Source organism: Shewanella sp. 10B (assembly GCF_023475885.1).
GTDB classification, from domain to species: domain Bacteria; phylum Pseudomonadota; class Gammaproteobacteria; order Enterobacterales; family Shewanellaceae; genus Shewanella; species Shewanella mangrovisoli.
On sequence record NZ_JAMDJO010000013.1, the window covers coordinates 1 to 13,107 of the forward strand.

11 protein-coding genes and 4 tRNA genes are annotated in these 13,107 nt (G+C 46.6%); 14 read left to right on the top strand and 1 reads right to left on the bottom strand.

The features are described from left to right. Window positions 1–262 precede the first annotated feature (262 nt). Both murB and birA read left to right on the top strand, forming a co-directional pair. Window positions 263–1,288, top strand: coding sequence for a UDP-N-acetylmuramate dehydrogenase (gene murB, locus M0415_RS20680; protein ID WP_249553013.1), 1,026 nt, complete (start codon window positions 263–265; stop codon window positions 1,286–1,288). Beyond that, window positions 1,281–2,240, top strand: coding sequence for a bifunctional biotin--[acetyl-CoA-carboxylase] ligase/biotin operon repressor BirA (birA, locus tag M0415_RS20685; protein ID WP_249553015.1), 960 nt, complete (start codon window positions 1,281–1,283; stop codon window positions 2,238–2,240). The genes murB and birA overlap by 8 nt, the downstream gene beginning before the upstream one ends. A gap of 1 nt (window position 2,241) precedes the next feature. On the opposite strand, the gene coaA is transcribed toward birA, so the two are convergent. Further along, window positions 2,242–3,192, bottom strand: a complete 951-nt coding sequence (gene coaA / locus M0415_RS20690; protein ID WP_011715453.1) for a type I pantothenate kinase — start codon at window positions 3,190–3,192, stop codon at window positions 2,242–2,244. Between the two features lie 234 nt (window positions 3,193–3,426). Between coaA and M0415_RS20695 the strand changes: the two genes are divergently transcribed. From M0415_RS20695 to rpoB, 12 genes are all read left to right on the top strand, one after another. After that, window positions 3,427–3,502, top strand: a tRNA-Thr gene (locus M0415_RS20695). Between the two features lie 7 nt (window positions 3,503–3,509). Next, a tRNA-Tyr gene (locus M0415_RS20700) sits at window positions 3,510–3,594 on the top strand. 35 nt (window positions 3,595–3,629) lie between these two features. Further along, window positions 3,630–3,703: transfer RNA gene (locus tag M0415_RS20705), tRNA-Gly, on the top strand. Between the two features lie 9 nt (window positions 3,704–3,712). Next, window positions 3,713–3,788: transfer RNA gene (locus tag M0415_RS20710), tRNA-Thr, on the top strand. A gap of 115 nt (window positions 3,789–3,903) precedes the next feature. Then, entirely contained in the window at window positions 3,904–5,088 is a 1,185-nt protein-coding gene (gene tuf, locus M0415_RS20715; RefSeq protein WP_011715454.1) for an elongation factor Tu, read from the top strand. Between the two features lie 276 nt (window positions 5,089–5,364). Then, complete coding sequence (gene secE / locus M0415_RS20720; protein WP_011621018.1) at window positions 5,365–5,736, top strand: preprotein translocase subunit SecE; 372 nt, start codon at window positions 5,365–5,367, stop codon at window positions 5,734–5,736. A gap of 9 nt (window positions 5,737–5,745) precedes the next feature. Beyond that, window positions 5,746–6,297, top strand: coding sequence for a transcription termination/antitermination protein NusG (nusG, locus tag M0415_RS20725; RefSeq protein ID WP_088213140.1), 552 nt, complete (start codon window positions 5,746–5,748; stop codon window positions 6,295–6,297). A gap of 128 nt (window positions 6,298–6,425) precedes the next feature. After that, window positions 6,426–6,854, top strand: coding sequence for a 50S ribosomal protein L11 (rplK, locus tag M0415_RS20730; protein WP_011621019.1), 429 nt, complete (start codon window positions 6,426–6,428; stop codon window positions 6,852–6,854). Window positions 6,855–6,858: 4 nt separating this feature from the next. Beyond that, window positions 6,859–7,560, top strand: a complete 702-nt coding sequence (gene rplA, locus M0415_RS20735) for a 50S ribosomal protein L1 (RefSeq protein ID WP_011715456.1) — start codon at window positions 6,859–6,861, stop codon at window positions 7,558–7,560. Window positions 7,561–7,826: 266 nt separating this feature from the next. After that, window positions 7,827–8,327, top strand: coding sequence for a 50S ribosomal protein L10 (rplJ, locus tag M0415_RS20740; protein WP_023265431.1), 501 nt, complete (start codon window positions 7,827–7,829; stop codon window positions 8,325–8,327). A 54-nt stretch (window positions 8,328–8,381) separates the two neighbouring features. Continuing rightward, window positions 8,382–8,753 (top strand): 50S ribosomal protein L7/L12, encoded by a 372-nt coding sequence (rplL, locus tag M0415_RS20745; protein WP_011624800.1) that lies wholly within the window; start codon window positions 8,382–8,384, stop codon window positions 8,751–8,753. Between the two features lie 242 nt (window positions 8,754–8,995). Beyond that, window positions 8,996–13,033 carry a DNA-directed RNA polymerase subunit beta gene (rpoB, locus tag M0415_RS20750; protein WP_088213139.1) on the top strand — a complete coding sequence of 1,346 codons (4,038 nt, stop codon included), beginning with the start codon at window positions 8,996–8,998 and terminating at the stop codon, window positions 13,031–13,033. The last annotated feature ends 74 nt before the right edge of the window (window positions 13,034–13,107 follow it).

Consider the following 13,107-nt stretch of genomic DNA (forward strand, 5'->3'; position numbering starts at 1 on the left):
GAAACGCAATCGCGCCGATGGTAGTGTGGGGTCTCCCCATGTGAGAGTAGGTCATCGCCAAGCGCCTAATTAAACAATGAAGCCAGCTGAATAAGCTGGCTTTTTTGTTTTTCGCGTTCTTAACTGCCACTTCCACTGTTATTTTTACTCTTGTTCAAGATCTTGCTTCATTACTTATCTGCTTTGACCGATCTACCTCAGTTTGCTGCAATTCTAGGGTGAAGCGTTTACAATGTCGCTTTTGTCGCGGCAGAACATCACCATGTCTTTTCCATATTCGCTAAAGCCGTTTAATACTTTTGGCGTGGATCAATCTTGCTTATCCATGATTGAAGCCCATTCTAAGGCAGAGCTGCAATCGACCTGCTTATCCTTATATCAGTCTAAGCGACCTATGCTTGTCCTCGGCGGCGGCAGCAATATCGTATTCACCGATGATTTTAATGGCACCGTAGTGCGTGTGTTGACTAAGGGTATTTCCTGCTCTGAAGATGACTCTTACTTTTACCTTGCCGTTGAGGCGGGTGAGAACTGGCATGAATTAGTTCAGTTCAGCTTAAATCAGAATATGCCAGGTCTTGAGAACTTAGCGCTTATCCCTGGCACTGTTGGTGCAGCACCGATCCAAAACATCGGCGCCTATGGTGTAGAGCTTTGCGATATTTGTGATTGGGTCGAATATCTGGATCTCAAGTCAGGTAACTTGCTAAAGCTTACAGTCGATGAGTGTAAGTTTGCCTATCGGGAGTCGATATTTAAAGGCAGCTTACGCGACAAAGCTGTGATTACCGCCGTTGGTTTGCGCCTCCCTAAAGCTTGGCAACCGAAATTGGCCTATGGTCCATTGCAATCATTTAACGCTGAGACGGTGACCCCAAGGGAGATTTTTGAGCGTGTCTGTGAGGTGAGGAGCGAAAAGCTACCCAACCCTGAAGAACTCGGTAATGCAGGTAGCTTCTTTAAGAATCCTATCGTAAGCGCGGCGACTTATATGCAGCTTGCTGCGCGTTTCCCGAGTATTGTCGGTTATGCTCAACCCAATGGAGAGGTTAAACTGGCTGCGGGTTGGCTGATTGAGCACGCGGGTCTTAAGGGCTTTGCCCTTGGGAACGCGGGAGTGCATGCGAAGCAAGCCTTAGTATTAGTCAATTTAGGCCATGCAACTGGCCAAGATATTTGTCGATTAGCATTACATGTTATTGCGCGAGTAAATGAGGTTTTTGGCGTTAAGTTAGAAGCCGAGCCAAGAATTATGGGATTAACAGGGGAGACGAGTCTCGATGTCTGATAACTGGATGAGAAAACGCGAAATACTGGGATTACTGTCGAGCGAACATTTTGTCTCGGGTGAAGAGTTGGCGACACAACTGGGTATTTCTCGTGCGGCGGTGAGCAAGCATGTCGATGCTTTGGAAGACTATGGCGTGGCGATTTACAGTGTCAAAGGTCGTGGTTACAAATTAGCGAACCCCATCTCTCTTATCGACTCGACTCGGTTAATTCAGTCGATTGATAATCGCTGCTTTTATTTTGATGAAATCCAAAGCACCAACGGTTTTATGTTAAGCCATACGGGTGAGCTTAAGAGTGGCGACCTGTGTGTCGCGGAATACCAGTCGGCAGGACGAGGTCGCCGTGGCCGTACTTGGGTTTCTCCCTATGGGCATCATTTATATTTCTCGCAGTTTTGGTCATTCCCCCAAGGGATGGCGCAGGCAATGGGCTTAAGCCTTGTTGTGGCTTGTAGCTTAGTAGAGGTATTGAAGTCCTTTGGCGTGGATAATATCGGCGTGAAATGGCCAAACGATATTTACCTTAATTATAAAAAGCTTGCTGGGATTTTAATTGAGATGTCAGGTCAGGCGGATAGCGAGTGCCAATTGATCATTGGTATTGGCGTCAACATGGCCATGTCGGAAGACCAAGGTAAGGGCATAGACCAGCCTTGGAGCGATCTATCCGCCTTAGCGACTATGCCGAATAAAACGGATCTCGTGATTGCGCTGCAAAAGCAGTTTAAGAAAGATATTCAACTATTTGAACGCGAAGGATTAGCCGCATTCAAAATGCGTTGGCAAGCGGCTGATTTATTCTATGGCAAAGAGATCCGTCTACTCATGGGTGAAAATCACGTTGAGGGTATTTGCCGTGGCGTCGACGAACAGGGTGCAGTACTACTTGAAACCGCCGATGGCACACAGGCATACATCGGCGGCGAAATTAGTTTAAGGCCAAAATAGGCTATTTGCGCAACAATACGTGGGACATCAAGTGATCCTGGCCTTTTTGCAGGATCAGATGTGCCCGCTCTCTTGTCGGCTGGATATTGAGTTGTAAATTGGGGCCGTTGATTGTGTCCCAAATCTTCGCCGCAATCGCATTCGCCTCATCATCGGTTAGGCTGGCGTAGTGATGGAAATACGACTTTTCATCACTAAAGGCGCCTTTACGGAATTGCAAAAAGCGCTCCTGATACCACTGCTTTAATAAGTGCTCTTCGGCATCAACGTAAATAGAGAAGTCGACGAAGTCGGAGACGAAGGGGCGACGTATATCTACCGGTGAATCTAAACCAGTTTGCAGTACATTGAGTCCTTCTAGGATCAAAATATCGGGCTGAGAAACCGTTTGATGCTGGCCGCGAATACGATCATAAGTCACGTGGGAATAGATAGGCGCATTAACATGGGCCTGCCCGGATTTTACCGCCGAAATAAATTCGACCAACATCTTCATGTCGTAACTTTCAGGAAAGCCTTTACGCTGCAGTAGGCCCTTGCGCTTTAAGTCGGCCAAAGGATACAGAAAACCATCGGTAGTCACTAAATCGACCTTAGGATGCTCCGGCCAGTGGCGCAGCAAGGCTTGTAAAATACGCGCTGTGGTACTTTTGCCCACCGCAACGCTGCCAGCGATACTAATGATATAAGGGCTGCTCGAGGGTTTTTGGCCAAGAAACTCATCCAAGACTAAGCCACGTTGTTGCTTAGATTTTACGATGAGATTGAGTAACCGGCTGAGAGGCAAGTAAATATCGGTTACTTCAGAGAGGGAAACCTTCTCATTAATACCGCGCAAATTTTCCAAGTCTTGTTCACTCAGTGTCATTGGCACTGCGTCCCGTAAAACAGACCATTGCGCGCGCTCAAAGGCAAGATAGAGTGCTTTTTGAATTGGATTTTTTGACGTCATTGGCTTTCCTCGGCTTAGGGATCGCACAGTACACCATGACTTAAGTATCGACAATATAAAATCTATTCCCGATACCCCGTTTGTTTGTCTCGCTTGAGTATTCGCAGAATAATTGCTCTATGGCCTAGGTTTAAGTGTAAAAAAGCATCATTTGATTGCTTTTTTTAAACAAATCGTCGATTTTTGCTTGCACTTGGGCACACATTTACCTAATATCCCGTTCCGAAATGATTTGCCGGCATAGCTCAGTTGGTAGAGCAACTGACTTGTAATCAGTAGGTCCCGAGTTCGACTCTTGGTGCCGGCACCATTTTACTGGAGGGGTTCCCGAGTGGCCAAAGGGATCAGACTGTAAATCTGACGGCTCCGCCTTCGAAGGTTCGAATCCTTCTCCCTCCACCATTTTCTAGGTAGTTAGGTAGCCTTAGTTAGGTTGCGCGGGCATCGTATAATGGTATTACTCCAGCCTTCCAAGCTGATAACGCGGGTTCGATTCCCGCTGCCCGCTCCAAATTTAGTTGCTGATATGGCTCAGTTGGTAGAGCACACCCTTGGTAAGGGTGAGGTCGGCAGTTCGAATCTGCCTATCAGCACCAGCCTTTCTAAATTAAGCTCCTATACCTAAATAATCGGTTCGATGTCATTTATATGCATCGGATTTTTTCTATATGTATGTTTTCATCACCAAGACTCTTGGATTGAGGCAATACCATGGCAAAAGCTAAATTTGAACGTAATAAGCCCCATGTTAACGTGGGCACCATCGGTCACGTTGACCATGGTAAAACCACTCTGACTGCAGCTATCTCTCACGTACTGGCTAAGACCTACGGTGGTGAAGCTAAAGACTTCTCTCAAATCGATAACGCTCCAGAAGAGCGTGAGCGCGGTATTACCATCAATACCTCTCACATCGAATACGATACACCAACTCGCCACTACGCACACGTAGACTGCCCAGGCCACGCTGACTATGTTAAAAACATGATCACTGGTGCTGCACAGATGGACGGCGCGATCCTGGTAGTAGCTTCTACTGACGGTCCAATGCCACAAACTCGTGAGCACATCCTGCTGTCTCGCCAAGTAGGCGTACCATTCATCATCGTATTCATGAACAAGTGTGACATGGTTGACGATGCTGAACTGTTAGAATTAGTAGAAATGGAAGTACGTGAACTGTTATCAGAATACGACTTCCCTGGTGATGACTTACCAGTTATCCAAGGTTCTGCTCTGAAAGCGCTAGAAGGCGAGCCAGAGTGGGAAGCTAAGATCATCGAATTAGCCGCTGCACTGGATTCTTACATTCCAGAACCAGAGCGTGATATCGATAAGCCATTCCTGATGCCAATCGAAGACGTATTCTCAATCTCTGGCCGTGGTACAGTAGTAACAGGTCGTGTTGAGCGTGGTATCGTACGTGTTGGTGACGAAGTAGAAATCGTTGGTATCCGTGCAACCACTAAGACAACCTGTACTGGTGTTGAAATGTTCCGTAAGCTGCTTGACGAAGGTCGTGCAGGTGAGAACTGTGGTATCCTGTTACGTGGTACTAAGCGTGATGACGTAGAACGTGGTCAAGTATTATCTAAGCCAGGTTCAATCAACCCACACACTACTTTTGAATCAGAAGTATACGTTCTGTCAAAAGAAGAAGGTGGTCGTCACACTCCATTCTTCAAAGGCTACCGTCCACAGTTCTACTTCCGTACAACTGACGTGACAGGCACTATCGAACTGCCAGAAGGCGTAGAGATGGTAATGCCAGGCGACAACATCAAGATGAAAGTGACTCTGATCTGCCCAATCGCGATGGACGAAGGTTTACGCTTCGCAATCCGTGAAGGTGGCCGTACAGTAGGTGCTGGTGTTGTAGCTAAGATTTTCGCTTAATCGCGAATTAGTTATAGTACTGAAAAAGGAAGCTTCGGCTTCCTTTTTTGTTTAAGTCGATTATTTACTAGGTTTTGTGGGTTGCAACGGCTGTGCATCCTTGCTAACAAAGTCGAATAAGAATACAATCTATGGCCGATTTTTGACCCTGAGCTTATGCAGCATGCGTTTCTAAGGGTATTCGGAATGCAGAGTATCTAAAGCGTATTGTAACTGGGTCGTATGTCCCTAATTATTGTGCTCAAGCTCAGGCCGTATTGAGTAACGGAATAACCGATGACAACAAATACTGAAAACCAGACTAACTCTCTGGATATCGTGAAGTGGGGTTTAGCGATCCTATTGCTGGCCGCTGCTGTTATTGGCAATCAAATGTATAGCGAGACAAGTGCCGTGATCCGTGCACTGGCTGTTATCGTTGCATTCGCTATTGCTGGTTTTATTGCCCTGCAAACAGAAAAGGGTAAGAAAGCCTTAGCGTTCGCTCGTGAGTCGCAAATTGAAGTGCGCAAGGTCGTATGGCCAACACGTCAAGAAGCGCTTAACACCACTTTTATTGTCCTTGCTGCAACAGGTATTTTAGCCCTTGTTTTATGGGGTTTAGATGCAGTGTTAATGCACATTGTCAATTTCATCACTGGCGTATAGGCACCTCGAATGACTGAAGCTAAAGAAGCTAAAAAAAGATGGTATGTAGTGCAGGCATTCTCAGGCTATGAAAGCCGAGTTTGTAAGTCACTGATTGAATACATTAAAATGCACGGCATGGAAGAGTACTTCGGCGAAGTATTGGTTCCGACTGAAGAAGTCATTGAAATGCGTGCAGGCCAGCGTCGTAAGAGCGAGCGTAAGTTTTTCCCTGGTTATGTTCTAGTCCAGATGGAAATGAACGATGACAGCTGGCATTTAGTCAAAAGCATCCCGCGTGTTTTAGGCTTTATTGGCGGAACTTCTGATCGTCCTGCCCCAATTTCAGATAGAGAAGCGGATGCAATTCTGCGTCGCTTACAAGAAACCACAGCTTCACCGACTCACCGTGTTATTTTCGAGCCGGGCGAAGTGGTGCGTGTTTGTGATGGTCCATTTGCTGACTTTAACGGTACTGTTGAAGAAGTGGATTATGACAAGAGCCGCGTAAAAGTGTCAGTAATGATCTTTGGTCGTTCTACACCTGTTGAGCTCGATTTTAATCAGGTCGAAAAAGGCTGATTAAATTAAATACAAAAATCCGTTTGGCAACGGGTGCGGATTTCTATATAATCCGCACCCGTTGTTTTCGGGGGAGCACGTCGGCATGTCGCTGATGCGCGTTTGAACCCAAACTGAGGAAATGTCAGATGGCAAAAAAGATTGATGCTTATATTAAGCTACAAGTGAAATCAGGTTCTGCGAACCCTTCACCACCAGTTGGTCCAGCTCTGGGTCAGAAAGGTGTGAACATCATGGAATTCTGTAAAGCGTTCAACGCCCGTACAGAAAAAATGGAAAAAGGCATGCCTATTCCAGTCGTGATCACTGTGTACAGTGACCGTTCATTCACTTTCGAAACTAAGACTCCGCCAGCTTCTTACTTACTGAAGACTGCTGCAGGCCTGAAATCAGGTTCTCCACGTCCAAACACTCAGAAAGTAGGTACTATCGCTCGTGCTAAGATTCAAGAAATTGCTGAATTGAAAGCGGCCGATATGACTGGTGCTGATGTTGAAGCGATGACTCGCTCAATCGAAGGTACTGCGCGTTCAATGGGTTTGGTTGTAGAGGGTTAATATAATGGCAAAACTAACTAAACGCATGCGCGTAATCCGCGAGAAAGTTGACGGTACTAAGTTATACGAAATCAACGACGCTGTTGCTCTGTTAAAAGAATTAGCAACCGCTAAGTTCGTTGAAAGTGTTGACGTTGCTGTTAACCTGGGTATCGACCCACGTAAATCAGACCAAAACGTTCGTGGTGCTACTGTATTACCACACGGTACTGGTCGTGAAGTTCGCGTTGCAGTATTTACACAAGGTGCAAATGCTGAAGCTGCAAAAGCTGCTGGTGCAGAACTCGTTGGTATGGATGATCTGGCTGAGCAAATCAAAGCTGGTGAAATGAACTTCGACGTAGTTATCGCATCTCCAGATGCAATGCGCGTTGTTGGTATGTTAGGTCAAATCTTAGGCCCACGTGGTTTAATGCCTAACCCAAAAACTGGCACAGTAACGCCAAACGTTGCTGAAGCAGTTAAGAACGCTAAAGCTGGTCAAGTTCGTTACCGTAACGACAAGAACGGTATTATCCACACTACTATCGGTAAAGTGGATTTCACACCAGTTCAATTGAAAGAAAACTTGGAAGCGTTAATCTCTGCACTGAAAAAGGCTAAGCCTGCAGTTGCTAAAGGTGTATACGTGAAGAAAGTTAGCATCTCTACCACTATGGGTGCAGGTGTAGCTATCGACCAAGCGACTCTCGATACAGCTAACTAATTTTACAAGGTGAGCGCATTAGTCTATAATGCGCGCACTTTGTGGGTTGAAGCCTGTTTTTGATGTGTAACGCATTGTGAAACGGGCTTCCGTCCAAGACCGCAGGTGTTTTCCTTATCGGTTTACTTAATTTCCTGCGTAGACGGTGTCAGGCCCCAGCTAAATTTTTTTACTGGATAATCTGCACCGTAAGTCACTAAATACATAAGTATTTAGTATGGTAAATACTAGGGGAATACCCTAGGTGGAATCCAGGAGTAAAGCCAATGGCATTAAGACTCGAAGACAAAAAAGCGATTGTTGCTGAAGTCAACGAAGCTGCCAAAGGTGCGCTATCTGCAGTAGCCGCTGATTCACGCGGTGTAACTGTAGGTGCTATGACCGGTCTGCGTAAAAAAGCTCGTGAAGCTGGTGTTTATGTACGTGTAGTACGTAACACTCTGGCTCGTCGTGCTGTTGAAGGTACTGCATTTGAGTGCCTAGCAGAAACGTTCACTGGCCCAACTTTGATTGCTTTCTCTAACGAGCACCCAGGTGCTGCAGCTCGTCTGTTAAAAGACTTTGCTAAAGAGCAAGCTAACTTCGAAGTTAAAGGCGCAGCCTTTGAAGGGAATTTCATCCCTGCAGCTGAAATTGATCGTTTGGCGAAACTGCCAACATACGAAGAAGCACTAGCACAGTTAATGATGACTATGAAAGAAGCATCTGCTGGCAAGTTCGTTCGTACTCTGGCCGCCCTGCGCGATCAAAAACAAGAAGCCGCTTAATTTTAAGCTGGCTGCTTAATAAAATTGAATTCAGAACAATAGGAAACATTTGTTATGTCTATCACTAAAGACCAAATCTTAGAAGCCTTTGCAGCTATGTCTGTAATGGAAGTTGTTGAACTGATCGAAGCTATGGAAGAGAAGTTCGGCGTTTCTGCTGCTGCTGCAGTAGTTGCTGGCGGTGCTGCTGATGCAGGTGCTGCTGCTGAAGAACAAACAGAATTCACTGTTATGTTAACTGCTCACGGCGACAACAAAGTTGCTGTTATTAAAGCAATCCGTGGCGCAACTGGTTTAGGCCTGAAAGAAGCTAAAGCAATGTCTGAAGCTGCTCCAGTAGCAGTTAAAGAAGGCGTTTCTAAAGAAGAAGCTGAAGCTCTGAAGAAAGAACTGGTTGAAGCTGGTGCTACAGTAGAGATCAAGTAAGCTATTATGTAGCTTACTCACCCAAGCCAATTGGGTGGAGGCTGGCGGTTTTTTAACCGTCGGCCTTTTTTGCGCTATATGCGTCGGCGATTTTTTTTCACCGTTTATCGCCAAATTTTGCAGTCCCTAGCAGAGATTACTGGTTAGGTTCTTGCCATCAACGGTGATGGGCAAACGTGCTGAATTTAATGACTATTGTTATAAGTTCAGTCTTGGTCACATCTCGCAAGCAGAGGAAACCCATGGTTTACTCCTATTCTGAAAAGAAGCGTATTCGCAAAGACTTTGGTAAGCGTCCACAGGTGTTGGATATTCCTTACCTTTTGTCTATTCAGTTAGACTCTTTTAAGAAGTTCACCGATCAAGATCCTACCGGTGAGCGCGGTTTAGAAGCCGCCTTCCGTAGCGTTTTTCCCATCAAGAGCTTTTCTGGTAATTCAGAACTGCAATACGTCAGCTATAAGCTTGGCGAGCCTGTTTTTGATGTGAAAGAGTGTCAGATCCGTGGTGTTACATATTCAGCTCCACTGCGCGTTAAGTTACGCATGGTGTTGTATGATCGTGAAGCAGCGGCCGGCACTGTAAAAGATATTAAAGAACAAGAAGTCTACATGGGCGATATCCCATTGATGACTGACAACGGTACCTTTGTGATCAACGGTACTGAGCGTGTAATCGTATCTCAATTACACCGTTCTCCAGGCGTATTCTTCGATCACGACCGTGGTAAAACCCACTCATCAGGTAAGGTGCTGTATAACGCACGTATCATTCCTTACCGTGGTTCATGGTTAGACTTTGAATTCGATCCTAAAGATGCGCTGTTCGTACGTATTGACCGTCGCCGTAAATTACCTGCGACCATCATTCTGCGCGCATTAGAGTACTCTACTCAAGAGATCCTCGACCTGTTCTTTGAACGTGTTGAATTCAAGATCAAGAAAGATACTCTGGTTATGACCTTAGTACCTGAGCGTCTGCGTGGCGAAACCGCCAGCTACGACATCAAGGATGCTGAAGGTACCGTATTGGTTGAAGCGGGCCGTCGCGTGACTGCACGTCATATTCGCCAACTCGAAAAAACCAACACCACTGAACTCGAAGTACCAGTTGAGTACATCGTGGGCAAATATGCTGCTCAAGATTACATCGATCCGGACACGGGTGAAGTATTAGTTTCTGCTAACAGTGAAATCAGCTTAGAAGACTTAGCGAAGTTATCACTGGCAGGCATCAAAGAGCTAAGCACGTTGTACATCAACGAGCTAGACCACGGTGCTTACATCTCTGACACTCTGCGTATCGATCCAACCACTAACCGCTTAGAAGCGTTAGTTGAGATCTACCGCATGATGCGTCCTGGTGAGCCACCAACCAAAGATGCAGCAGAAGCCCTGTTCCAAAACTTATTCTTCAGTGAAGAACGTTATGACCTGTCTAAAGTAGGTCGTATGAAGTTTAACCGTCGTCTCAGCATTCCTGATGACGAAGGTAGCGGTGTACTGTCTAAAGAAGACATCGTTGCAGTAATGAAGAACATCATTCACATCCGTAACGGCTTCGACGAAGTGGACGATATCGACCACTTAGGTAACCGTCGTATTCGTTCTGTGGGTGAAATGGCTGAAAACCAATTCCGTGTTGGTCTGGTCCGTGTTGAGCGTGCCGTGCGTGAACGTCTGTCATTAGGCGATCTGAACGAGCTGATGCCACAAGACTTAATCAACGCTAAGCCAATTTCTGCTGCAGTGAAAGAGTTCTTCGGTTCTTCTCAGCTGTCACAATTCATGGACCAAAACAACCCGCTGTCAGAAGTAACGCATAAGCGTCGTATTTCTGCTCTCGGCCCAGGTGGTTTGACCCGTGAGCGTGCAGGCTTCGAAGTCCGCGACGTACACCCAACGCACTATGGTCGTTTATGTCCAATTGAGACCCCTGAAGGTCCAAACATTGGTCTGATCAACTCATTAGCAAGCTTTGCCCGTACTAACTCTTACGGCTTCTTAGAAACACCATACCGCAAGGTGGTAGACGGTGTGATCACTGACGATGTGGAATACTTGTCAGCGATTGAAGAAGGTCGTTATGTGATTGCACAGGCGAACATCGAAGTTGACTCTGAAGGCCGCATGGTTGAAGAGCAGATCGCATGTCGTCACAAAGGTGAATCTACCTTTATGCGCGCGTCTGACATTCAATACATGGACGTATCGCCACAACAGATCATCTCTGTTGCTGCGTCACTGATCCCGTTCTTAGAACACGACGACGCGAACCGTGCATTGATGGGTGCGAACATGCAACGTCAAGCGGTACCAACACTGAAGTCAGAGAAGCCTCTGGTCGGTACTGGTATTGAGCGCACGCTAGCTGTGGACTCAGGCGTAGTAGTCGCCGCTAAACGTGGCGGTGTGATCGATTACGTTGATGCGAGCCGTATCGTAGTTAAAGTAAATGAAGACGAGCTGCGCCCAGGCGAAGCGGGTATCGACATTTACAACCTGACTAAGTACACCCGTTCTAACCAAAACACTTGTATCAACCAACGTCCTTGCTGTTCTGTTGGTGAGCCAGTGGTTCGTGGTGACGTGTTAGCAGACGGTCCGTCTACTGACTTAGGTGACTTAGCCCTTGGCCAGAACATGCGTATCGCGTTCATGCCTTGGAACGGTTACAACTTCGAAGACTCGATCTTAATTTCTGAGCGTGTTGCACAGGAAGACCGTTTCACCACTATCCACATTCAAGAGCTGTCTTGTATCGCTCGTGATACCAAGCTGGGTAGCGAAGAAATCACTGCTGACATTCCAAACGTAGGTGAATCTGCTCTGTCGAAACTCGACGAGTCTGGTATCGTTTACATCGGTGCAGAAGTGAAGGGCGGTGACATTCTGGTAGGTAAAGTGACGCCAAAAGGCGAAACACAACTGACGCCAGAAGAGAAGTTACTGCGTGCCATCTTCGGTGAGAAAGCGTCTGATGTGAAAGACAGCTCACTGCGTGTACCTAACTCTGTTAAAGGTACCATCATCGACGTTCAGGTATTTACCCGTGACGGCGTTGAGAAAGACAAACGCGCCATTGAAATCGAAGAAATGCACATTGCCCAAGCTCGTAAAGACTTAGGCGAAGAGTTCAAGATCCTTGAAGAAGGCGTATTGAGCCGTGCGCGCAACTTATTATTAAGTGCCGGTTTCACTGAAGCACAAATCGCAGCATTGCCACGTAAAGATGTATTGGTTCAGGTCATTGACGATGAAACCAAACAAACTGAACTTGAGCAATTAGCTGAACAGCATGAAGAGCTGAAAGCAGACTTCGATAAGAAGTTTGAAATCAAACGTCGCAAGATCACCCAAGGTGATGACTTGGCACCAGGCGTACTGAAGATCGTTAAGGTTTACTTAGCGGTTAAACGTACTATCCAACCAGGTGACAAGATGGCGGGTCGTCACGGTAACAAGGGTGTTATCTCTAAGATTAACCCAATTGAAGACATGCCGTACGACGAGCAAGGCAACCCTGTGGACATCGTATTGAACCCGCTAGGCGTTCCATCACGTATGAACATCGGTCAGGTTCTTGAAGTTCACTTAGGTGCTGCTGCTAAAGGTATTGGTAACAAGATTGCTGCCATGCTGGAAGATCAGCGCGAGAAGGGACTTGCAGAAGTTCGTAGCTACATCAAGCAAGTGTACGAATTAGGTGACGAAGTGCAGCAGCGCGTTGACATCGATTCATTCACTGACGATGAGTTACTGCGCTTAGCGAACAACCTGAAAGGCGGTATCCCAGTTGCTACGCCAGCCTTCGACGGTGCTAAAGAGAAAGAGATCAAGCAGATGCTTGAGCTTGCAGGCTTGCCAACCTCTGGTCAGCTGAAATTATTTGATGGTCGTACCGGTAACGAATTTGAGCGTCCAGTAACTGTAGGTTACATGTACATGCTCAAACTGAACCACTTAGTTGACGATAAGATGCACGCCCGTTCTACCGGTTCGTACAGCTTAGTGACTCAACAACCACTGGGCGGTAAAGCTCAGTTCGGTGGTCAGCGTTTCGGGGAGATGGAAGTGTGGGCACTCGAAGCATACGGTGCCGCTTATACGCTTCAAGAAATGCTCACCGTGAAATCGGATGACGTTAACGGTCGTACTCAGATGTATAAGAACATCGTCGACGGTAACCATCAGATGCAGCCTGGCATGCCAGAGTCCTTCAACGTATTACTGAAGGAGATCCGTTCACTCGGTATCAACATCGAGTTGGATCAGGAATAAGCGCAGGTATTTAGCCGCGTTTGGCAACAGAATGGTGCTCCGTGCGAGCGGAGCACCCGGTTTAACTCCTTCAG

What these genes read in the sequence shown, in the direction of transcription:
- coaA (WP_011715453.1), bottom strand. Translation starts at nt 3,192, where the DNA reads ATGACGTCAAAAAATCCAATTCAAAAAGCACTCTATCTTGCCTTTGAG.
- birA (WP_249553015.1), top strand. Translation starts at nt 1,281, where the DNA reads ATGTCTGATAACTGGATGAGAAAACGCGAAATACTGGGATTACTGTCG.
- murB (WP_249553013.1), top strand. Translation starts at nt 263, where the DNA reads ATGTCTTTTCCATATTCGCTAAAGCCGTTTAATACTTTTGGCGTGGAT.
- rplJ (WP_023265431.1), top strand. Translation starts at nt 7,827, where the DNA reads ATGGCATTAAGACTCGAAGACAAAAAAGCGATTGTTGCTGAAGTCAAC.
- rplL (WP_011624800.1), top strand. Translation starts at nt 8,382, where the DNA reads ATGTCTATCACTAAAGACCAAATCTTAGAAGCCTTTGCAGCTATGTCT.
- rplK (WP_011621019.1), top strand. Translation starts at nt 6,426, where the DNA reads ATGGCAAAAAAGATTGATGCTTATATTAAGCTACAAGTGAAATCAGGT.
- secE (WP_011621018.1), top strand. Translation starts at nt 5,365, where the DNA reads ATGACAACAAATACTGAAAACCAGACTAACTCTCTGGATATCGTGAAG.
- tuf (WP_011715454.1), top strand. Translation starts at nt 3,904, where the DNA reads ATGGCAAAAGCTAAATTTGAACGTAATAAGCCCCATGTTAACGTGGGC.
- rplA (WP_011715456.1), top strand. Translation starts at nt 6,859, where the DNA reads ATGGCAAAACTAACTAAACGCATGCGCGTAATCCGCGAGAAAGTTGAC.
- nusG (WP_088213140.1), top strand. Translation starts at nt 5,746, where the DNA reads ATGACTGAAGCTAAAGAAGCTAAAAAAAGATGGTATGTAGTGCAGGCA.
- rpoB (WP_088213139.1), top strand. Translation starts at nt 8,996, where the DNA reads ATGGTTTACTCCTATTCTGAAAAGAAGCGTATTCGCAAAGACTTTGGT.